This window comes from Collinsella aerofaciens, from assembly GCF_040910265.1.
GTDB lineage: Bacteria > Actinomycetota > Coriobacteriia > Coriobacteriales > Coriobacteriaceae > Collinsella > Collinsella aerofaciens_BK.
Map to the genome: position 1 here is coordinate 12,554 of NZ_JBDGAW010000010.1, position 20,816 is coordinate 33,369.

Annotated in this window: 19 protein-coding genes and 1 tRNA gene; all 20 read left to right on the forward strand. The window is 62.1% G+C overall.

What is annotated here, in order from left to right; all coding sequences use genetic code 11:
- The first annotated feature begins 7 nt into the window (after positions 1 to 7).
- The 20 genes from rbfA (at position 8) to ftsY (ending at position 20,807) form a co-directional block, all read left to right on the forward strand.
- On the forward strand, positions 8 to 418 hold the full coding sequence (gene rbfA, locus AB5Z14_RS05630) for a 30S ribosome-binding factor RbfA (protein WP_006234038.1): 411 nt from the start codon (positions 8 to 10) through the stop codon (positions 416 to 418).
- On the forward strand, positions 411 to 1,454 hold the full coding sequence (locus tag AB5Z14_RS05635) for a DHH family phosphoesterase (RefSeq protein ID WP_368130652.1): 1,044 nt from the start codon (positions 411 to 413) through the stop codon (positions 1,452 to 1,454). The genes rbfA and AB5Z14_RS05635 overlap by 8 nt, the downstream gene beginning before the upstream one ends.
- Before the next feature lie 15 nt (positions 1,455 to 1,469).
- Complete coding sequence (gene truB / locus AB5Z14_RS05640) at positions 1,470 to 2,402, forward strand: tRNA pseudouridine(55) synthase TruB (RefSeq protein WP_368130653.1); 933 nt, start codon at positions 1,470 to 1,472, stop codon at positions 2,400 to 2,402.
- Positions 2,399 to 3,406 carry a riboflavin biosynthesis protein RibF gene (ribF, locus tag AB5Z14_RS05645; protein WP_368130655.1) on the forward strand — a complete coding sequence of 336 codons (1,008 nt, stop codon included), beginning with the start codon at positions 2,399 to 2,401 and terminating at the stop codon, positions 3,404 to 3,406. The genes truB and ribF overlap by 4 nt, the downstream gene beginning before the upstream one ends.
- Positions 3,399 to 5,507, forward strand: a complete 2,109-nt coding sequence (dnaG, locus tag AB5Z14_RS05650) for a DNA primase (RefSeq protein ID WP_368130656.1) — start codon at positions 3,399 to 3,401, stop codon at positions 5,505 to 5,507. The genes ribF and dnaG overlap by 8 nt, the downstream gene beginning before the upstream one ends.
- Before the next feature lie 110 nt (positions 5,508 to 5,617).
- Positions 5,618 to 6,967 carry an RNA polymerase sigma factor RpoD gene (gene rpoD / locus AB5Z14_RS05655; protein ID WP_055286388.1) on the forward strand — a complete coding sequence of 450 codons (1,350 nt, stop codon included), beginning with the start codon at positions 5,618 to 5,620 and terminating at the stop codon, positions 6,965 to 6,967.
- Positions 6,968 to 7,131: 164 nt separating this feature from the next.
- Positions 7,132 to 7,206 (forward strand) — tRNA-Asn (locus tag AB5Z14_RS05660).
- A gap of 194 nt (positions 7,207 to 7,400) precedes the next feature.
- Positions 7,401 to 7,757: an Asp23/Gls24 family envelope stress response protein gene (locus AB5Z14_RS05665; protein WP_022093773.1), complete on the forward strand. Its 357-nt coding sequence runs from the start codon at positions 7,401 to 7,403 to the stop codon at positions 7,755 to 7,757.
- 27 nt (positions 7,758 to 7,784) lie between these two features.
- Positions 7,785 to 9,446: a DAK2 domain-containing protein gene (locus tag AB5Z14_RS05670; RefSeq protein ID WP_117765715.1), complete on the forward strand. Its 1,662-nt coding sequence runs from the start codon at positions 7,785 to 7,787 to the stop codon at positions 9,444 to 9,446.
- Positions 9,447 to 9,456: 10 nt separating this feature from the next.
- Positions 9,457 to 11,634: an ATP-dependent DNA helicase RecG gene (recG, locus tag AB5Z14_RS05675; protein WP_368130658.1), complete on the forward strand. Its 2,178-nt coding sequence runs from the start codon at positions 9,457 to 9,459 to the stop codon at positions 11,632 to 11,634.
- Complete coding sequence (gene rsmD, locus AB5Z14_RS05680; RefSeq protein WP_368130659.1) at positions 11,631 to 12,287, forward strand: 16S rRNA (guanine(966)-N(2))-methyltransferase RsmD; 657 nt, start codon at positions 11,631 to 11,633, stop codon at positions 12,285 to 12,287. The genes recG and rsmD overlap by 4 nt, the downstream gene beginning before the upstream one ends.
- Positions 12,280 to 12,777, forward strand: a complete 498-nt coding sequence (gene coaD / locus AB5Z14_RS05685; protein WP_117564151.1) for a pantetheine-phosphate adenylyltransferase — start codon at positions 12,280 to 12,282, stop codon at positions 12,775 to 12,777. Before rsmD ends, coaD begins: the two co-directional genes overlap by 8 nt.
- 68 nt (positions 12,778 to 12,845) lie before the next feature.
- Positions 12,846 to 13,343, forward strand: a complete 498-nt coding sequence (locus AB5Z14_RS05690) for an ATP synthase subunit B family protein (protein WP_040358176.1) — start codon at positions 12,846 to 12,848, stop codon at positions 13,341 to 13,343.
- A complete protein-coding gene (locus tag AB5Z14_RS05695) occupies positions 13,343 to 13,897 on the forward strand; it encodes a YceD family protein (protein WP_055309521.1) in 555 nt (184 codons plus the stop codon). Before AB5Z14_RS05690 ends, AB5Z14_RS05695 begins: the two co-directional genes overlap by 1 nt.
- Positions 13,898 to 13,961: 64 nt before the next feature.
- Entirely contained in the window at positions 13,962 to 14,141 is a 180-nt protein-coding gene (gene rpmF, locus AB5Z14_RS05700) for a 50S ribosomal protein L32 (RefSeq protein ID WP_022094017.1), read from the forward strand.
- An 87-nt stretch (positions 14,142 to 14,228) separates the two neighbouring features.
- On the forward strand, positions 14,229 to 15,248 hold the full coding sequence (gene plsX / locus AB5Z14_RS05705) for a phosphate acyltransferase PlsX (RefSeq protein ID WP_368130660.1): 1,020 nt from the start codon (positions 14,229 to 14,231) through the stop codon (positions 15,246 to 15,248).
- 123 nt (positions 15,249 to 15,371) lie between these two features.
- Positions 15,372 to 15,614 carry an acyl carrier protein gene (locus AB5Z14_RS05710; protein ID WP_006234023.1) on the forward strand — a complete coding sequence of 81 codons (243 nt, stop codon included), beginning with the start codon at positions 15,372 to 15,374 and terminating at the stop codon, positions 15,612 to 15,614.
- A gap of 3 nt (positions 15,615 to 15,617) precedes the next feature.
- Complete coding sequence (gene rnc / locus AB5Z14_RS05715; protein ID WP_368130662.1) at positions 15,618 to 16,343, forward strand: ribonuclease III; 726 nt, start codon at positions 15,618 to 15,620, stop codon at positions 16,341 to 16,343.
- 10 nt (positions 16,344 to 16,353) lie between these two features.
- Positions 16,354 to 19,890, forward strand: a complete 3,537-nt coding sequence (smc, locus tag AB5Z14_RS05720; protein ID WP_368130663.1) for a chromosome segregation protein SMC — start codon at positions 16,354 to 16,356, stop codon at positions 19,888 to 19,890.
- Positions 19,890 to 20,807: a signal recognition particle-docking protein FtsY gene (gene ftsY, locus AB5Z14_RS05725; RefSeq protein WP_117629291.1), complete on the forward strand. Its 918-nt coding sequence runs from the start codon at positions 19,890 to 19,892 to the stop codon at positions 20,805 to 20,807. Before smc ends, ftsY begins: the two co-directional genes overlap by 1 nt.
- The last annotated feature ends 9 nt before the right edge of the window (positions 20,808 to 20,816 follow it).

The window sequence follows — 20,816 nt, forward strand, 5'->3', positions numbered from 1 at the left end:
TAGCGTTATGAAGCAAACGCAGGCAACCCGCCGTCTGGGCGAGCAGCTTCGCGAGAAGCTTGGTTATATCCTGCTCTTTGAGGTTTCCGATCCGCGTCTCGACCTGGTTACTTTGACCGCGGTCGAGGTCGCGGTGGACCGTTCGTTCGCGCGCGTGTACGTGTCGTGCGATGCGAGCCGCTACGACGAGGTCATGGAGGCGCTTGCAAGCGCCAAGGGCCGTATTCGCAGCCTGTTGGCTCGCTCGCTCGATTGGCGTGTCACGCCCGAGCTCGATTTTCGCATCGATCGCTCGACCGATGAGGCCGAGCGCATCACGCGTGCGCTGGAAAACGTTCCCGCCACGCTTGCGATCGAAAAGGACGAGGACGGCTATCCGATAGCGGATGCCGCCCAGGAGGCAGCTTTAGATGACTAATTCCGCCGACCTCGCCTCGTGCGAGTCTGCAGATATTCAGCGACGCATCCTCGAGCTCATCGAGGGTGCGTCCTCCATTGCGATTTCGGGACATACTTCTCCCGATGGCGATGCCTTGGGCTCCGTGTTGGGTCTGGGCCTTTCGCTTATGAAGTTTTTCCCTAACAAGGACATTGCCCTGCTGCTGGCAGACGATGACCCGGTTCCGCGTATCTACCGCTTTATGGAGGGTGCCGATCGCCTGGTACCGGCATCTGCGTATACCGGCAATCCGGACCTGTTCATCTCGGTGGACGTGCCGGTCGTCGAGCGTCTCAATAATTCCGCCGAGGTGCTTCGTCGCTCCAAGCATGTGGTGTGCTTCGATCACCATCCGGCGCGCGAGGAGTTTGCCGAGCTCAGCCTGAGGCGCGTCGAAGCTGCAGCCTGCGCCATGATCATCGACCGCTTCTTGGACAATTGCGGCATTGTCGCACGTGATGGCGTTGCGACCTGCCTGCTGTGTGGCTTGGTTACCGATACCGGCCGTTTTCAGTACCAAAACGCCGATGCCGCCGCGTTCCATGCAGCCTCGCGTCTGGTTGCCCACGGTGCCGATCCGGCGCGTGTGGCACTCGAGGTTTACCAGAGCATGCGCGTTGAGTTTTTGCACCTCAAGTCCATCGTTATGGGCCGCATCAAGACGGTGGCCCACGGGCGCGTCGCGTATAGCTACGCGTACCAGAGTGACCTTGAGGCCTGCGGTGTCACCTCGGATGAGTGCGACGGCCTGGTTGACGTGGTGCGCTCGGTGATGGGCGTCGAGGTCTGCCTGTTCCTGAAGGGCATTGAGGGCGATACCAAGGTGCGCGGCAACCTGCGCTCCAAGGGTGACCTCAACGTGTCCGAGATCGCTGCTGCCTTTGGCGGAGGCGGACATCCCGCTGCCGCCGGTTTCTCCAACAACGGAACGATTCTCGAGACGCTCACCGTGGCACTTCCCATGCTGGCCGAACTGGTAGGGGAGGATCCCGCTTCGGTGACCGTCGAGCTTTAACTTTTTGGATGGTACATGGCTCGTCGTACGCCTTCTCAACTGAATATGCTGCTCGCCGTCGATAAGCCGGTGGGCTGCACGTCCCACGACGTGGTTTCGCAATGCCGACGCGCCCTCCATGAGCGGCGTGTCGGCCATGCCGGCACGCTCGACCCCATGGCATCGGGTGTCATGGTGGTGGGTGTGGGCCAGGCCACCCGTCTGCTGGGCATGCTAACCCTCGATACCAAAAGCTATGTCGCCGACATCTCGTTTGGCGCCGAGACAAATACCGATGATGCGGAGGGCGAGGCGGTCCGCACGGTGACTGTTGCCAACGAGCTCCGCGATCCTGCCTATGCCCGTGAGCGCTTGGCCGCCATGCTGGGTCCGCAGATGCAGGTGCCGCCGGCTTTTTCGGCTATCTCGGTCAATGGCGTTCGCGCCTACAAGTCTGCTCGCGAGGGCAATGCGGTGGACTTACCTCCGCGTCCCGTCGAGGTCTATGCCGCCGACCTGATCGCCGTGGGCGGCGAAGGTGATACGTGTGTGTGGACCGTGGCGTTCTCGGTGAGCAAGGGCACCTATATCCGTGCGCTCGCTCGCGACTTGGGCCGCGCCTGCGAGAGCGCCGCGCACATTTCTGCGCTGCGCCGCACGGCCTCCGGTGTTGTTTCCATTGGCGCTTGTCATGCGGTTGAGGAGCTTTCTCCCGAGTCCGCGGCTGGCTTTGCCCTGGATCCCATTGCAGCCCTGGGCGCCACGCGTGTTGATTTGCCGGGCGACCTTGCCGACGACCTGCTCTGCGGCCGACGCATTCCCGTTGAGCGTGCGCTTGCCGATTTCGATACCGCGAAGGCGCCTTTTGCGTTGGTGCTCGATAGGGGACTCAAGGCGCTCGCCCGCATTGAAAGTGGCCGCTTTGTCATGGAACACGTGTTTCCGCAGGCTATCGGCGGTGTTCGATGATGTTGTCCGCTTGCGAGCTCGCGCGTATCTTTTTTGAAGGCGAGTCAGACGAGGCTCGCATCGTCACTGCCGATGCGTTTGATGAGTGCGAGCACTTGGGTGCTGCCTCGATCGCCATTGGCGTGTTCGATGGCGTTCACCGTGGACACCGGGAACTCATCGAAGCGCTTGTCCGTGATGCCCGTGCCCATGGCTGCAAGGCGGTCGTGGTCACTTTCGATCCCGATCCGGACGTTGTGGTGAGTCCTTCGCCCGCTCAAAAATTGATGACGACGGCCGACCGTCTACATGCCTTGGCTCAGACCGGGGTCGATGCAGTGGTGGCCGTTCCCTTTACGCCTGAGGTTGCGGCACTCGACCATGTCGGTTTTCTCACACTGTTGTCACGCGTGGTCGACATTCGTTCGATTCGCGTTGGCAGCGATTTTAGGCTGGGTCGTGGCGGTGCTTCTGGTGTTGCCGAGATGCGCGCCTGGGGTTCCGAGCACGGCGTTGACGTGTATGGTCACGATCTGCTTTGCGAGGGCGGTGAGGCCATTTGCGCCACCCGCATCCGTCATGAGCTGGGACAGGGCCATGTGGAGCTGGCTGCTGAGTTGCTCGGCCGCCCGTATATGCTGCGCGGCGGTGTTATTCGCGGCCGTCACGAGGGCTCTGGCATGGGCTTTCCCACGGCAAACCTGCAGGTTCCCGACGGCATTCAGGTGCCTGCCGATGGCGTGTATGAGGGCCTGGTGCTCGTCGATGACACCGTATGGCCTGCTGCCGTTAACGTCGGCCTGCCGCCGACGTATGCCGACGATGCCGCTTCATCGCATCTCGAGGCTAACTTAATTGGTTATACGGGCGACCTGTACGGCGCTTCCGTTTCGCTGGCGTTTACGCGCTGGCTGCGTCCCTCGCGTGTGTTCGAATCGCTGGATGAGTTGATCTCGACCGTCGAGGGTAATATCGAGGACATTCGTCACAACTTGGGCGAGCAGGGGGTGAGTATCCGTGATTAGCGATGAGGAAAAAGACCAGGTACGCGCTGCGTCCGACTTAGTTGCCATCGTGCAGGAAACGGTTGAGCTCAAGCCCCGCGGCCATGAGTTTTGGGGTTGCTGCCCCTTCCATGGCGAAAAGACGCCTTCTTTCCACATTATCCCCGCTACGCAGGTCTGGCACTGCTTTGGCTGCGGCGAAGGCGGCGACGTCTTCACCTATATCATGAAGCGCGAAAACCTGAGCTTTCCCGAGTCAATCCGCTATTTGGCCGATCGTGCGGGTATTGAGCTGCATGACACCGGAGATCGTCGCGAGCGCGGTACCAAGCGTGCCCGCATCTACGATCTGTGTGCCGAGACCGCCCAGTTCTACCACACCATGCTTATGCGCGGTAAGGACGGCCGTCCACGCGAGTACTTTGCCAGCCGTGGTATGGGTGGCGACGTCTGCCGCCGCTACTGCCTGGGCTTTGCACCGGGCCGCAACGCGCTGGTGTCGCACCTGTCCCAGGCGGGTTTTACCCCGCAGGAGATGATCGACGCCAACGTTGCCGTGAGCCGCGGGCGCGGGCAGCTTGCCGACCGCTTCTACGACCGCGTGATGTTTCCCATCTTTGACGAGCAGGGTCACAACATTGCCTTTGGCGGGCGCATCATGGGTGACGGCCAACCCAAGTACCTCAACACCGCCGAGACGAGCGTGTTCCATAAAAAGCGAAACCTCTATGGCTTTAACTGGGCCAAGGAGTTTATCGTCGCGCAGGATACGGCCATCGTGGTGGAGGGCTATACCGATTGCATCGCCTGCTGGGAGGCGGGGATCAAAAACGTTGTCGCCACGCTGGGCACCGCGCTCACGGAGCATCACGTCAAGACGCTCACCCGCTTTGCCAAGCGTATCGTGTATATGTTCGATGGCGATGCCGCGGGCCAGAAGGCCGCCCGTCGCGCGATTCAATTTATCGAGCAGGATTCGATGGACCTGCGCTGCGTGGTGCTGCCCGACGGCAACGACCCCATGGAGTTCATCACAGCGCATGGTGGACAGGAGCTTCAGGCGCGCATCGACGCTGCCGAGCCGCTCATGGACTTTGTCTACCGTTCGCTGCAGGAGTCGAGTGACATCACCACGCCGGGCGGTCGTGCCAAGGCGCTGGAAGATGCGCTGACGCTTATCTATCCGCTGCGCGATAGCTATATGATCGACACATACTTTATTCAGATTGCCGATCTGCTGGGTTTGGATCTGGAGACGGTTCGCGTGAGTTCGGGTCGCGTGTTTCGCGATGTCGCCAAGCGCGAAGATGCGGAACGACGTCGTGAGCAGAACTATGAGCGCCAGCGGGCACAGGCTGAGCGGTCCGGCGGGACGGGCAGTCGGGCGTCGAGTTCTCGCGATGCCGGTCGTGGTGCTTGGGCATCGGGCGCGACGCCGCCGGTGTCCGCGCCGGTCGAAGAAGAGCCGTACGACTATGTCCCGCTCGATGCCTACGGTGCCGCGCCCGTGGAGGTCGTCGACGACCTGCCGCCGATCGATGTGCCTGATGGTATGGGTGCTGTGCCTGTGACTGATGGTTCGGGCGCTCCGGCTGCGGCGGCGCCGATGGTTCTTACTGATCTTGAGCGCAAGTCCTTGGCAGGGGAGCGCGAGCTGTTGACGATGCTCACGAGCTACCCCGACCTGTTCCGCACGTATGCCGACCGCATCTGCTCTATCGAGTGGGTTGACCCACGTCACGAGTCCATCGCATGGGCCGTTCTGGCAACGCCGCCGGGAACCGATCCTGCAGCCTGCATGGATGCGGCGCGCTCGGTCTGTCCCGAGGCGGCAACGCTTGTGAGTGCCGGGCGCATCTCCGCGACGAGCAAGCACCCCACCGAGACGAACATCGTGTTCATGCTCGATACGCTCGAGCTCTACACCATCAAGCGCCGCATGCGTGCCGCACAGGCCAAGCTGCGCCAAGACCGTTCGCTCGATGATGAGGCCCGTCGCGCGCTGACCGTGCAGGCCGCGCAGGATTCGCAGCGTCAACGCGAGCTGCAAAAGTCTATCGGCGGCGTGGCGGACCCGTTCCGTTTGATCGGTCTGGAGGCCGCAGGCACCGAACAGGCCTAGATGTTGTGGTCAACCAGCGTATTCTCGCCTATATCCAGTCCTCTTTTTGGGTATAGACGTCTATGTGTGTGCTAAAGTATTGAGTCCTGTGGACTATGAAGGGAGAATCTGTGCCAAAAAAGACTGAGAGCACGGGTACTGGGCTGGAATCCTACGTTGCAAAGCTCATGGGCAACGGCTCAAACAGGACTTCGGTAACCGAGGACGAGATTCAGGTCGCCCTGAAGGATATCGATGTTTCTGACGAGCAGCTCACCGCGGTGTATTCCGCGCTGCGCAACAGCGGCATCCAGATTATCTCCGCGAGCGGTAACGACGACGCCCCCATGGACGTCGACGATGACGATAACGATACCGATACCGACGATTTTGATGACGACGATGAGCACGATTCCGGCTCGCTCGACGATCACGAGCTCAAGATGGCCCGTCAGGCCGACGCCGAGATGGGTTCTTCCAAGAGCAAGAAGAAGCGCACCGTGCGCACGTCCCGTTCACGCTCCCGCGTGCGTGGCATCGATGCCTCCACGGTGATGCTGACCGGCGATCCGGTTCGTATGTACCTCAAAGAGATCGGCAAGGTCGACCTGCTGACCGCCTCCGAAGAGGTCGATCTGGCCATGAAGATCGAGGCCGGTCTCGAGGCCACCGAGAAACTCGAGGCCGCCGATGCCGGTGAGCTCGAGCTCACGCGTGCCGAGATGCGTCGTCTTACGCGCATTGAGAACGTCGGCCTCGAAGCCAAGCAGGCACTCATCAGCGCAAACCTGCGTCTGGTCGTCTCCATCGCCAAGCGCTATGTCGGCCGCGGCATGCTGTTCCTTGACCTGATCCAGGAGGGTAACCTCGGTCTGATTCGCGCCGTTGAGAAGTTCGACTACCAGAAGGGCTTCAAGTTCTCCACGTACGCCACGTGGTGGATCCGTCAGGCCATTACGCGCGCTATCGCCGACCAGGCCCGTACCATCCGTATTCCCGTGCATATGGTCGAGACTATCAACAAGCTCGTCCGCGTGCAGCGCCAGCTCCTTCAGGACCTGGGTCGCGACCCGACCCCCGAGGAGATCGGTGCCGAGATGGACATGAGCGCCGACCGCGTCCGCGAGATCCAGAAGATCTCGCAGGAGCCCGTGTCGCTTGAGACCCCCATCGGCGAGGAAGAGGATTCCCAGCTGGGCGACTTTATCGAGGACTCCCAGGCTATCGTTCCGCCCGATGCCGCCAGCTTCTCCATGCTGCAGGAGCAACTCACTCAGGTGCTCGACTCGCTTGCCGATCGTGAGCGCAAGGTTATCGAGCTGCGCTTTGGCCTTGTCGACGGGCATCCCCGCACGCTCGAGGAAGTCGGCCGCGAGTTTGGCGTCACGCGCGAGCGTATCCGCCAGATCGAGTCCAAGACCTTGGCCAAGCTCCGCCACCCGAGCCGCAGCAGCAAGCTGAAGGACTACATCGAGTCATAACCTCGCAAGCAAGAAGCGCCCTCAAGCACATCCGCTTGGGGGCGCTTCCATGTGGTCATTGGGGACGTCCCCAATGACTAGGTCGGAAAAATTCTTAAAAAAGTTCTTGCCCTGAGCTGATTCGTCCGTATAATAAACTTCGTTGCTTGAGAGCACGCACCTATTCCTCGGTAGCTCAATGGTAGAGCACGCGGCTGTTAACCGCGCTGTTGTAGGTTCGAGTCCTACCCGGGGAGCCAGGTTGTAAAACCCGTCGCTTATGCGGCGGGTTTTTTCATGCCGCGACCACTTGACTCGGACGTTGCCATATCAACATTTCGTGTCGAGGATGTAATCCCGCGACCCATCACCTCAACATGGCGCGGTCGTTGTAGAATATTGCAATGATTGCTCCCACGACATGGTGCCGTGAGCACCAGATAAGGAGATTCTTGTGTCTGAGACCATCAACGGCAGCCTGAGCGTCTCGAACGACGTTATTGCCGATATTGCCGGTTATGCCGCGATGACGTGCTATGGCGTCGTCGGTATGGCTGAGCAGCTCCAGGGCGCCGAGAGCGTGCGCCTGCTTGCCGGTCAGCGCCTCCGCAAGGGCGTGCTTGTCTCCGCCGACGAGAACGGCCTTACGGTCGATCTTCACGTCGTGCTCGAGAACGGCGTCAACATGAAGTCCGTCTGCCACAATCTTTCGAGCTCCGTTGCCTTCACCCTGCAGGAGATCGCCCAGATCGATCCCGCCAGCCTTAAGATCGGCATTCACATCGACGCGCTCAAGAGCCGTCTGAACTAGCATCCGAAAACGGAGATTCAAATACCCATGATTGCAAAGACCATTCGCACCTGTTTTCCGATCGCTGCGGCTGCTGTTTCCGACAAGGCCGAGGAGATCAACAAGCTCAATGTCTTCCCCGTACCCGACGGCGACACCGGTACCAACATGTCGCTCACGCTCGCCTCGGTGACCAAGGAGCTTTCCGCCCTTCCCGCCGATGCCGATATGGAGGCCATCGCCGGCGCCATCACCCACGGCTCCCTGATGGGTGCCCGCGGCAACTCCGGCGTCATCACCTCGCAGATCCTGCGCGGTGTGGCCGAGGGTCTCGTTTCTGCCGATGAGCCCATTACGTCCGCCAACATCGCCTATGCGTTCCGCCGAGCCGTCAAGGTCGCCTTCCAGGCCGTCCGCAAGCCCATCGAGGGCACGATCCTCACGGTGCTGCGCGATGTCTCGACCAAGGCCGACGAGTGCGAGAAGAAGAAGTTCTCGGCCGAGGACGCGCTCGACGCTATCGTCGTCGAGGCATATCAGTCTGTCGCTCGCACGCCCGACCTTCTGCCCGTTCTGAAGGAGAACGGCGTGGTCGACTCCGGCGCCTTTGGCTTTGCCATCTTCCTGGAGAACTTTGTGGCTGCAGCACTTGGTCGCAGCACCGTTGTCGAGGATTTCTCCGCTACGTTCGATTCCGCTGGCTCTGCACGCGATGCCGCTCTTGGCCGCGTTGAGATCGAGGCCAACGACGATTGGGAGGGCTCGGAGTTCCGCTACTGCAACGAGTTCCTCTTTAAGGCCGACGCCCCGTTTGACGAGGATGAGTGCCTTAAGTTCCTGGGTTCCATGGGCGACTGTGAGCTACTCGTGGGCGCCTACCCCGATTACAAGATCCACGTGCACTCCAACACCCCCAACCTGGTGCTCGAGCACATGCTTCAGCTTGGTCAGATCTACGAGGTCTTTATCCACAACATGGAGATGGAGGCCCACGACCGTACCGCCAAGATTCATGAGGACCAGGAAAAGGCCGCCGAGCCCGCCAAGGCGCTGGGCTTTGTCGCCGTTGCCGCTGGGTCCGGCGAGGCAGACATCCTCAAGTCCCTCGGCGTCGACGTGATCGTGTCGGGTGGTCAGACCATGAACCCCTCGACTGCAGACCTGCTGGGCGCTGTTGACCAGGTCAACGCGACCTCGGTCATCATCCTGCCCAACAACGGCAACATCCGCATGGCCGCTGAGGCCGCTGCCTCAGCCTGCACCGACAAGAAGGTCGCCGTCGTTCCCACCAAGACCGTTCCGCAGGCCTTCTCCGCGCTGTTCGCGGTCCTGCCCGATTCCGAGCTCGAGGATGCCGTCGCCGCTATGGTCGACGCCATCAGCGAGGTCCGCGATGGCGAGGTCACCCGCGCCGTGCGCGACTCCAGCGCCTCCGACGGTTCGCCAATTCACTCCGGTGACGTCATGGGCATCATTGCCGGCTCCATCGATGTGGTCGGCTCCGACGTGAAGCAGGTCACGCTCGATTGCATCAACCGCATGCAGGAGGAAGAGGAGGGCGACGCGCTGACGATTCTGGCCGGCGAGGAGCTGTCCGATGAAGCCTTCCAGGAGATCGTCGACGCTATCGAGGAGGCTCAGCCCGACCTGGAGATCGACGCCCATCGTGGCGAGCAGCCGCTCTATCCCGTGATCTTCTCGATCGAGTAGGCATCTGCCCATGTCCGAGCTCTGCTCCGTGCCGCGCGTCTCGGATCGCTTTGCCCAGAGCAATGCGCTCGACGAGGATATCGCGCGACTCAAATATGTTTCGGGTAAACGTGAGGAGGCCCTTCGCCGTCTGGGAATTCGGACGGTGGGGGACCTCCTTCTCCATATCCCTCATCGATACCTGGACTTTACGCGCTCCTGGTCCATCGAGATGGCGCCCATCGGTACCGTGTGTACCATCATCGCCACGGTCGATCGTATCGTCCAAAAGCAGCCGCGTCCGCGCATGCAGGTGACCGAGGTCTCACTCGTTGACGAGACGGGCGTGCTGCAGGTCGCCTTTTTCCGCCAGCCCTGGATTGCCCAGCAGCTTAAGCAGGGCGACCGCCTGGCCGTAATGGGTAAGGTCGAGTTTGCCTACGGCTTTAAGCAGATGGCCTCGCCGCACTTTGAAAAGCTTGAGGAAGGGCGCGCCGCGGGCACTATCCTGCCGGTCCATTACGTGAGTGACGGCGTGAGTCAGGCATGGATGCGCCGTATCGTAAGTGGCGCGCTCGAGGTCGTCGGCAATCCCTTCGACCCGATTCCCGCACGCTTACGCGTCAAGCGCCGCCTGATGAGCAATGCCCGTGCGCTTCGATCGATCCATTTTCCCTCGAGCATGGCTGAGCGCGATATCGCGCGCGCACGGCTTGCCTACGAGGAGTGCCTCTACCTGCAGCTGGCGCTGCGCCTGCGCAACGACGGTGTCTTGGTCGAAGTCGCTCCCTACGCCCACGCCGCGGGCGAGCACCTGGCCGCGCTCAAGCAGGCCCTGCCGTTTTCGCTGAGCGACGAGCAGGAGGCCGCGTTCCAAGACATCCTGCGCGATATGTGCGATGGCGGGCGCGTGATGAACCGCCTGCTGCTGGGCGATGTCGGTACCGGTAAGACCGCCGTTGCCGCCTGCGCGCTGGCTGTGGCTGCCGATAGCGGCACACAGGCCTGCGTTATGGCGCCCACGGGCGTGCTGGCGCGTCAATATGCCGATAAGACCGGCCCTCTGCTCTCGCAGGCCGGCATGTCTTGGGCGCTTCTGACGGGTGCCACGCCGGCCGCAGAGCGCGAGCGCATCCATGCACAGCTGGAATCGGGAGAGCTCGACGTCCTCTTTGGAACCCACGCGGTCCTTTCGGATAACGTGGCGTTTAAGTATCTGTCGCTCGTAGTCATCGATGAGCAGCACCGGTTTGGCGTCGGCCAACGCAATGCCTTGCGCGCGAAGGGCCCCGGTGCCGATCTGCTCGTTATGACGGCAACGCCCATCCCGCGTACGCTGGCGCTTTCGGTCTACGGCGATCTGGACACGAGTATCATCCGCCATCGGCCCGTCCCTGGCGCTGGCGTGACGACACGCGTGCTTACCGAGTCGAGTCGCGACCTTGCCTATGGCGCCATCCGCGAGGCGCATGAAAAGGGTCAGCAGGCCTACGTGATTTGCCCGCTCGTGGAGCCGAGTGACTCGGCCGATGATCTGGAGGACGTGCCCGGTATCGCCCGCGACGACGAGGGCCGCGTGACGGTCCCCGTGCCCCTGCACGATACGGCGACCGAGCTCGATCGCCTGCGTCTGGCGTTGCCGGGTCTTGCCATCGAGCGCCTTCACGGCCGCATGCCAGCGGGGGAGAAGGACCAGGTTATCGATGCCTTTAAGCGTGGCGAGATTGACGTGCTCGTCTCGACTACGGTGGTCGAGGTGGGCGTCGACGTGCCTAACGCCACCGTCATGGTCATCGAGAACGGGGAGCGCTTTGGTTTGGCTGCTCTGCACCAGCTGCGCGGTCGCGTGGGCCGTGGCAGTGTGTCGGGCACGTGCCTGGTCATGACGCACTCCAAGGGCAACGGCGGCGCTTCGGCAGCACAAGATCGCCTGCAATCGCTCGAAAAAACCTCGGATGGCTTTACGCTCGCCCAGATGGACCTGCGTCTGCGCCACGAGGGCGAAATCCTGGGGTACCGCCAGCATGGCGGAGTGACCCTGCGCTTTGTCGACCTGGATGCCGACGAGGAGCTGATCGAGTGGGCCCATTTGGACGCGGTCGAGCTCTTGCGGTATGCTTGCAACCTTGACTCCGTGGCGACGCGCCCCCTGCGCGATGCGGTCGCCATGCGATATCGACACATTTTTAAGGAGGTCAGCGGAGGATGAGAATCATCGGCGGCGAATGGCGCGGTCGTAAGATCGAGGAGCCCCGTGGTCGCGATGTCACCCGCCCCACGACCGATCGCGTGCGCGAGGCATGCGCATCTATGGTCATGTCGGCATTCGACTTCGATCTGGACGAGGTCCGCGTGCTGGACGCCTTTGGCGGCTCCGGTGCCTTAGGGTTAGAGATGCTCTCACGTGGTGCCCGCTTGCTCACGACGTTCGAGATCGATCGGAATGCCGCGCGGCTCATTACCAAGAATATCGAGTCGCTCTGCCGTGACCGTGCGCGTTGGCGCGTGATAACGGGCGACATGCTGGCGAGTGCCTCGCGCGGTCGTGTGCCGGGCGGCCCCTTTGATCTGGTCCTGCTCGACCCGCCCTATGCTTTTGGTGCCGAGCCGGTCGAGGAGCTGCTGCAGAAGCTGGCTCAGCAGGGTCTGCTTGCACCTGGCGCTTATGCCCTGTTTGAGCATGCCGCCGCCGATGCGGGCGCGCATCCGGCAGGCTTTGAGATCGTGCGCGAGAAGCGCTACGGCATTACCTCGGTCGACCTGCTTCGTTGGGTCGGCGATAACGATGGTGAGGAAGATTGCACCGGCACCGATGCTCACAACAACGATGCCATGACGGTTCAGGAGAACGCCCATGAATGACACCATCAACCGCGTGATCGTCCCGGGCACCTTCGATCCCATCACGTTTGGCCATATCGATGTGATCCGCCGCGCCCGTCGCATCTTTCCCAGCGTGATCGTCGCTGTTGCCGAGTCGCAGGGTAAAAACGGCGTGGGCACCACGTTTATGCTCGATGAGCGCGTGGCGCTGGCTCGCGAGGCGCTCGGTGATATCGACGGCGTCGAGGTCCTGCCCTTTACCGGCCTCTTGGTCGACTTCGCTCGCGAGCAGGGGGCGGGGGCCGTTGTCAAGGGCCTGCGCGCCATGACCGACTTTGAGTACGAGCTGCAGCAGGCAGACCTCAACTATCGCTTGGATAACGAGCTGGAGTCCATCTTTGTCATGAGTGCGCCGCAGTACGGCTATATCTCGAGTTCGGTCGTTCGCCAGATCGCCTCGCTCGGCAGCGATGTATCGACGTTTGTCCCGCCCAACGTGGTCGAAGCGCTCAGACACCGCTTTTCGTGACGTTTTTTATTGCCTGGTGGCATGTGGTAAACTAGCACGATGATATGTTACCTATGAAAGGAGACCGGATGCCGGGCGAGAATTTTCCTGGCGATAGGATCGTCAGCTTGGTCGATGAGCTCGAAGGGCTGATCGAGGAAGCCAAGCCGCCTTTCGGCAAGAACGCTCAGTTCAAGGTCATCGACGCCGACGTGTTCTTCAACATCCTCGACGAGATCCGCATGAGCTATCCCGAGGAGTGGCAGAAGTCCCGCCGTATCCTTAAGGAGCGCGAGGAGCTTATGGCTTCCGCCGCCGCTCAGGCCGATTCCATCATCGCCGACGCTCAGCAGCAGGCCCTCACCATTGCCGGTGAGCAGGAGATCGTCCGCTTGGCACAACAGCAGGCCGATGACATCCGCGATCGTGCCCAGCAGTACGAGCGCGAGACGCGTTATGCTGCCGAGGACTACGCAGAGCAGGTCTTTACGCACCTGGAGGAGAACCTCAAGAGCCTGACCGGCACCGTTACCCGTTGCCGTCAGCAGCTCAACGAGGGTGCCGCCCAACAGAATGGTCAGTGGTAATGGCTGAGTTCCCGAGCGTTACCGTCGATCTTTCCGAGCAGCTCGAGTTTCCTGGTGATTCGTATCCGCTGACCGGCAAGGTCGATGTCGCCACCTACACGGTGGGCGAGAAGGAGTACCAGCTGCAGGACGGCATCGACTACGACGTTGTCTTTACCAATGCCGGTACCGGTGTCTTGCTTACCGGCATGGTCCGCGCGCATGCCACCGGCGAGTGCGATCGTTGCCTGGAGCCCGCCTCGTTTGATATCGCCGGCGAGATCGAGGAGTTCTACCTCTTCGAGGAGCCCGAGGATCCCGAGGCTTACGAGGACGGCTACGAGCTCCTGGGTGAGGACCGCATCGTGGATCTGGGTGAGCCCATCAACGACGCGGTCGTTATGGACACGCCGTTTGTCGTTCTGTGCAAGCCCGATTGCCGCGGTCTGTGCCCCACTTGCGGTTGCAATCTCAATGTCGAGCAATGCGATTGCGCCGCCCAGGCAGAGGCAGAATGGGCCGCTGCCACGGAAAATCCATTTGCAGCATTGAAGAATCTCAAGCTCGATGAGTAAAACTGTGGTAGTATCGCTACTTGCGCGTAATCGCCACACTGGATAGTTCATAAGGAAGGTCACTATGCCCGTACCTAAACAAAAGCAGGGTCGTATCCGCACTCACACCCGTCGTTCCGCCAACATGAAGATCTCGGCTGCGGCTCAGTCCACGTGCCCCCGTTGCGGCGCTGTCAAGCTTCCGCACCACGTGTGCCCCAGCTGCGGTTTCTACAAGGACCGCGAGGTTATCGTTACCGAGTAAGGGTATACTCTGGATGCGATGCCGTTCCAAATGGAACCACAATGGCCGGCTCAATGAGTCGGCCATTTTTGTATAAGGAGCATGTATATGAGTAACGTTCGCGTTTGTGTAGACGTTGTGGGCGGAGACGAGAAACCTCAGGTTGTTCTCGATGGTATCGAGGCTGCACTTGCCGCTGATCCCGATATCGAGGTCTTGGCAGCTGGCCCCGCCGAAATCGTCAATCCCTTTGCTGCTTCCCATGCACGTGTTGAGGCCCTTGAGGCACCCGACGTTATCGCCATGGATGACGATCCTATTCGCGCCGTGATGACCAAGCGCAAGTCCTCGATCGTGCTTGCCTGCCGCGCCATCAAGAAGGGAAATGCGGACGCGTTCTTCTCCGCCGGCTCGACCGGTGCAATGACAGCTGCCGCGACCGCCTACGTCACACCGTTTAGGTATCAAGCCGAAGGCAAGAAGCAGCCGGTGCGCCCCTGTCTGACCAATGCGCTGCCCAATCGCGCCGGCGGTCTGACGGTGCTGTGCGATATGGGCGCCAACCCCGATGTCGAGGTCGACGACATGGTGCGTTTTGCCCAGATGGGTAGCGCCTATGCGCGCGTCGTCCTGGGCATCGAGCATCCCCGCGTGGGCCTGCTTGCCAATGGCACCGAGGACGAGAAGGGCTCCAACTTTACCAAGGCGTGCTTCCCGGCCATGAGGGCTGCCGTCCCCGGTTTTGTGGGCAACTGCGAGGGTACGGACCTCACCTCCGGCAACTTCGATGTCGTTGTTGCCGATGGTATGTCGGGCAACATCGCGCTCAAGGCTACCGAGGGCGCCGCTAAGTTTTTGCTGCAGGAGCTCAAAGGCGCCTTTATGTCCTCGCTTGGCACCAAGATTGCCGCGCTGCTCATTAAAAAGCAGATGCGCGAGATCAAGGCCAAGCTTTCGGGCGATGCCAAGGGCGGCGCGATTCTGCTGGGCCTGCGTGGCGTGGTCCTGATCGGCCACGGTGCCACCTCGGTCGAGGCCGTCAAAAACGGCACGCTCGCTGCGGCCGAGGCCGTGCGTGCGGGGCTTGTGGAAGACGTTGCCAACTCTATGGACGGTATCGTTTTGTAAGAGCGAGTTAGAGCGCTGTTATGTGCCTCGCGGCCCTCGTCGTGGGGTAGAATCAAAACCGTGTTTGACGCCGCCCGCGCGGTGCCAATCTTTTGGTATTCATGCACTATGAGAGGAAGCGCTATGGACCGCTCCGAAATCTTCGACAAGATCGCCGAGGTCGCCGCCGACGTTCTGGGCGTCGATGTTGCCGAAATTAGCGATGAGACCACGTTTGACGATCTCGATGCCAACTCGCTCGAGCGCCTGCAGCTGGTAACGGCCATCGAGGATGAGTTCAACCTCGAGATCGATGACGAGACCCTGCTCTCGCTCAACTCTGTCGCCGACGCCGTCGACGCTATCGAAGCTGCCAAGGAGGCCTAAGTCTTGGCTTTGTCTGAACGACTTTCGCGCGCCCAGGAAATCCTGGGCCATGAGTTCAATAACAAGGTGCTGCTGCGCGCGGCGCTCACGCATCCCTCTGCCGTGGAGGGCCAGCCGGTCTCGGCAAGCTACGAGCGCCTGGAGTTTTTGGGCGATTCCATTTTGGGTGCCGTCGTCGCCCGTTCGCTCTTTGAGTCCTATCCCGAGTTTGACGAGGGTAAGCTCACGCGCCTCAAGGTGTCGCTTGTCTCGGGTGCCACGCTGTCCGAGGTGTCCCACGAGCTGGGCATCGACGATATCATCATCTTTGGCGCCTCCGAGACCGGTACCGGTGCGCGCGGCCTGCATTCGGCGCTCGAGAACGTCTATGAGTCGCTTGTGGGCGCGCTGTATCTGGACGCCGGCTGGGATGCCGCGGCGGAGTTCATTCACCGTACGCTCAAGCCGCATTTGGCTTCCGAGCGTGCCGAACACCCCGCAAACCCCAAGTCGTTTTTGCAGGAGTGCGTGCAGGCCGACGGCCACGAGCCCCCGGCGTACAAGCTGGTGGGTTCCGAGGGCCCGGCGCATGCGCCCACCTTTACCGCCGTGGTGCTGATCGATGGCATTCGACAGGGTCGCGGCTCCGGTTCCTCAAAGAAGGAAGCCGAGGGAGCCGCCGCACTCGAGGCGCTCGACCGCATGGGTTACACCACCAACGGCGTGATTCTCAACAAGAAGCACGTATAAGCGAGGAACCGTGTATCTCAAGTCCCTCACGCTCAAAGGGTTCAAGTCGTTTGCCGACCGCGCCCACATGTCGTTTGAACCGGGCCTGACGGTCATCGTTGGCCCCAACGGCTCGGGAAAATCGAATATCTCCGATTCGATCCTGTGGGTCCTGGGCGAGCAGAGCGCCAAGCAGCTGCGCGGCCAGGCCATGGAGGACGTCATCTTCTCGGGCTCGTCGGCGCGCAAACCGGTGGGCGTGGCCGAGGTCACGCTGGTGCTCGACAACTCCGATCATATGCTGCCCGTCGACTTTGACGAGGTTGCCATCACCCGCCGTATGTATCGCTCGGGCGAGAGCGAGTACCTCATCAACTCGAGCCCGTGCCGCCTGATGGACATTCAGGACATCCTGCACGATTCGGGCCTGGGCAAGGATACACATTCCATCATCAGCCAGGGTAAGCTCGATGCCATTTTGCAGAGCCGTCCCGAGGAGCGCCGTGCCCTCATCGAGGAGGCCGCTGGCATCTCCAAGCACAAGCGCCGCAAGGAGCGGGCGCTCAAAAAGATTAAGTCGATGGACGAGCACTTGACCCGTGCCCGCGACATCAACAAGGAAATCGCCCGTCAGCTGCGCCCGCTGGAGCGTCAGGTCGATCGCGCGCGCAAGTACAAGGAGCTGTCCTCGCGCGCGAACGAGCTTACGCAGATGCTGGCCGTCGACGAGTTGCGTTCGCTGCAGTCGCAGTGGAACGATCTGGAGAGCCGTTCAAAGGAAGGTTCCGCCGAGCTGGAGCTGGCGCAGTACCGCCTGGGTGAGAAAGAGCGCGAGCTCGAGAAGCTTCAGGTCATGCTCGAGGAAAAGGGCCTGTTTGTGGGCGACCTGGGCGAGCAGCGCCGTCATATGCAAGACGTGGTCGGTCGCATTAACTCCGACATGCGCCTGCTCGAGGAAAAAGGCCACAACATGGTGTCGCGCCTGTCCGACATGCGCGGGCAGATCTCGGGCTCCGAGCATCAGCGCCGTCGCGTGGTCGAGGAGCTTGAGGACGCCCGCGCCCAGCTCGAGGAAGTGACCGGCGCGCATATGCAGGCCCAGGAGGACGTTGACGCCGCCGGTCCTGCCGCCGCCGAGCTTCACGAGCGTCGCGTGGCGCTCGATGCCCAAATTTCGCAGTTGACGCGCGAACAGCGCGATGTGCAGCGTCGGGCCGATAACGCGGCGCTCGAACTCGCCAAGGTAAAGGACTCGCTTTCCAACGCCGAGGTCGAGGACAACATGTATGCCTCGCGCCTGGAGCAGATCGACGAGCAGCTCGAGGAGGTCACGGCTTCGCTCGAGAGCCGCCGCGACCGTGCTGAGGAGCTTGAGGCCGCTCTTGAGGCGGCCCGTCAGGCCCAGACCGATGCACGCGAGGCCGCCGAGGTCGCTCGTGTGGCCCTGAAGGACCTGCGTGCCCGCGAGAGCGAGGCGCGCAACAAACTGTCCGAGGTGCGCTCGGAGCTTGCCAGCCAAAAGAAGCTCGATGCCCGCATGGCAGACAGCTCGCCGCTGGTGAGCCGTCTGGTGGGTGCGCTGGGCGACGATGTTGCGGGCCGTCTAGGTGACGTGCTCGAGGCTCCGCGCGAGCTCGAGGGCCTGGTCGAGCAGCTGCTCGCCGGTGATATCGATGCCCTGCTGTTCGATGATGCCGCCGCACTGGAGCGGGCCGGTCGCGCCGCTCTGGACCAGAAGAAGGCCTCGGGCGAGGCGTTGCTGGTGACGCGCGGCGTGAGTGGTTGTGCCGCCGCCGAGGGTGCCGCCGGTACCCGCCTGGTCGATCGCCTGTCCGTTCGCGCGGGCTATGGTCCGGTCGTCGAGGCGTTGCTCGGCGGCTATTACGTGGTCGACGACTTGGCTTCCGCGCTGGCAGCGCCGGTCGTGGACGGCGTGACCTATGTGACTCCCGATGGCGCGCGCGTTGCCTGCGGTGGTCTGGTGCGCGTGGGCCTCGATGCCGGCGAGGCTTCGGGTGCCTTGGAGCGCAAGCGTCGCATCCGCGAGCTGGAAGGCCTGGAGCCCGACTTGGCCGCCGTGTTTGAGCACGCTTCGGATCAGGTCGTCGAGGCCAATGCGGCCGTCGAGGAGGCCCGTGCCGCCGAGGGCGATGCTGCCGGCGAGATCGCCCGCCTTGAGGGCGAGCGCCGCTCCCTGCTGTCCGAGATTGGCCGTCTGGAGCAGAGCGCCAACAACGCCGAGGTCGAGCGCGTGCGCATCTCCAAGCGCCGCGAGCAGGCCGCCGAGGCCGTTCGCGCTGCGCGCCCGCGCGTTGACGAACTCACCCGTTCGCGTGACGAGGCGCGTGCACAGGCAAGCGACCTGGGTCTCCAGATTGCCGAGGCCAACGATGAGCTCGATCGCGTTCGCCGTGACGATTCCGAGGCCGCCGGTAAGCTCGCCGATGCCAAGGTGCGCCTGGCCCAGACGAGCGAGCGCCTGCGTTCGCTGAAGGGCCGCGTGCCCGACCTTGAGCATCGTCTTGAGGGCATCGACCGTCGTATCCGCGGAACACGCCAGGCTTCGCGCTCGCTCGAGCTGCTGCGCCTGCGCGTCGACCCCATGCACGAACGCTATTCTGCCCTGTTGGAACGCGCATCGGATTGGGCAGCGCGCCTGCGTGACCAGGCCTCTCTGGAAGAGGCGGACTCCGCTTCGCTCAAGAAGACCATCGAGGATGCCAAGGCCGGGGTCTCCCGTGCCAAGGAGCGGGTTGATGCCGCCACGGCGATGCAAAACGAGTTCAAGGTCGCACGCGGCAAGCTTGAGGTGCAGGTAGAGGCCGCCATTAAGGCCATTACCGCCGATGGCACCACGGTGCTCGAGGAAGCGCTCATGCTTCCTGCTCCCACCGACCGCGACGCCGCCGAGCGGGAGCTCAACCAGCTCGTGCGCCAGATCAACAATCTGGGCCCCGTGAACCAGGTTGCCATGGAGGAGTACGAGCAGCTCAAGCGCCGCGCCGACTACATCGAGGACCAGCTGGCCGATCTGGAGAGCGCGCGCAAGGCGCTCACCAAGATCACAGTGGCCATTGATCGCAAGATGCGCAAGGCGTTTCTGGTGACGTTTGAGAAGGTCGACGCGAACTTCCGCGAGATCTTCGCCATGCTGTTCCCGGGTGGCCAGGCTCATCTTGAGATGACCGATCCCGAGCATCCTGCCGAGACGGGCATTGAGGTTGTGGCGCAGCCGCGCGGCAAGCGCATTACTAAGATGATGCTCATGTCGGGTGGCGAGAAGAGTCTGACGGCGCTCGCCCTGCTCTTTGCCGTGTACCGCACGCGCACGGTGCCGTTCTATGTGCTTGACGAGGTCGAGGCGGCGCTTGATGACGCCAACCTGTCCAAGCTCATCGGAGCCCTCGATGTGCTGCGTTCCGATACACAGCTCTTGGTCATTTCGCATCAGCGCCGTACTATGGAGGACGCTGACGTTCTCTATGGCGTCTCGATGCAAGCCGACGGCGTCAGCCGCGTCGTCTCGCAAAAACTCGATCGCGAAACCGGAAAGGTCGTGAATGCATAATGGGATTCTTTGACGCTCTCTCGCGCGGACTTGAGCGCAGCCGCGAGGCCCTCAACGAGGTCTTCTACTTTGGCGGCGAGGTCGACGAGGACTTTTGGGAGGACCTTGAGGACACCCTCGTTATGGGTGACATGGGTGCCGAGGTCGCTATTCAGGTCTCCGATGACCTGCGCGATGCCGCAGCCAAGAAGAACCTCAAGACCGCACCGCAGCTTCGTCGCGCTCTGGCCGAGCAGCTTGAGCAGCACTTTGTGCCCATCGAGCGCGATCCGTTCTCCGATACGCCGAGCTGCGTGCTGTTTGTGGGCATCAACGGTGCCGGCAAGACCACGACGGTCGGCAAGATTGCGAGCGCCATGGCTTCCCGCGGCAAGAATGTCGTGATCGGTTCGGCCGATACCTTCCGCGCCGCCGCCATCGAGCAGCTCGATGTGTGGGGTCAGCGCGCCGGTGTTCCCGTCATCAAGCGCGACCGCGGCTCCGACCCGGCGAGCGTTTGTTACGACGTGCTCGACGAGGCCGACAGGCGCGGCAGCGACCTGGTGCTTATCGACACCGCCGGTCGTCTGCATACGAGCCCCGAGCTCATGCGCGAGCTCGCCAAGGTGGTCAACGTGACGCGTAAGCGCGCCGCCAATATGGCCGCCGGCCCCATGCCGGTTTCGGTCGTGCTTGTGATCGATGCCGCCACTGGTCAGAACGGTCTGAACCAGGCGCTCGAGTTTAACGAGGCGCTGGGCCTGGACGGTATTATCATGACTAAGCTCGACGGCACGGCTAAGGGCGGTATCGCCATGGCCGTGGCCGAGAAGCTCAAGCTCCCGATCCTGCGCATCGGCGTGGGCGAGCAGGTCGATGACCTGCAGGAGTTTAACGCCAAAGATTTCTGCCGCGCCCTGGTGGGCGAGTCCAATTAAGGAGTGACT

Coding starts and splice junctions, on each gene's coding strand:
- rbfA (WP_006234038.1), top strand. CDS start 8: ATGAAGCAAACGCAGGCAACCCGCCGTCTGGGCGAGCAGCTTCGCGAG.
- AB5Z14_RS05635 (WP_368130652.1), top strand. CDS start 411: ATGACTAATTCCGCCGACCTCGCCTCGTGCGAGTCTGCAGATATTCAG.
- truB (WP_368130653.1), top strand. CDS start 1,470: ATGGCTCGTCGTACGCCTTCTCAACTGAATATGCTGCTCGCCGTCGAT.
- ribF (WP_368130655.1), top strand. CDS start 2,399: ATGATGTTGTCCGCTTGCGAGCTCGCGCGTATCTTTTTTGAAGGCGAG.
- AB5Z14_RS05670 (WP_117765715.1), top strand. CDS start 7,785: ATGATTGCAAAGACCATTCGCACCTGTTTTCCGATCGCTGCGGCTGCT.
- recG (WP_368130658.1), top strand. CDS start 9,457: ATGTCCGAGCTCTGCTCCGTGCCGCGCGTCTCGGATCGCTTTGCCCAG.
- rsmD (WP_368130659.1), top strand. CDS start 11,631: ATGAGAATCATCGGCGGCGAATGGCGCGGTCGTAAGATCGAGGAGCCC.
- coaD (WP_117564151.1), top strand. CDS start 12,280: ATGAATGACACCATCAACCGCGTGATCGTCCCGGGCACCTTCGATCCC.
- AB5Z14_RS05690 (WP_040358176.1), top strand. CDS start 12,846: ATGCCGGGCGAGAATTTTCCTGGCGATAGGATCGTCAGCTTGGTCGAT.
- AB5Z14_RS05695 (WP_055309521.1), top strand. CDS start 13,343: ATGGCTGAGTTCCCGAGCGTTACCGTCGATCTTTCCGAGCAGCTCGAG.
- rpmF (WP_022094017.1), top strand. CDS start 13,962: ATGCCCGTACCTAAACAAAAGCAGGGTCGTATCCGCACTCACACCCGT.
- plsX (WP_368130660.1), top strand. CDS start 14,229: ATGAGTAACGTTCGCGTTTGTGTAGACGTTGTGGGCGGAGACGAGAAA.
- AB5Z14_RS05710 (WP_006234023.1), top strand. CDS start 15,372: ATGGACCGCTCCGAAATCTTCGACAAGATCGCCGAGGTCGCCGCCGAC.
- ftsY (WP_117629291.1), top strand. CDS start 19,890: ATGGGATTCTTTGACGCTCTCTCGCGCGGACTTGAGCGCAGCCGCGAG.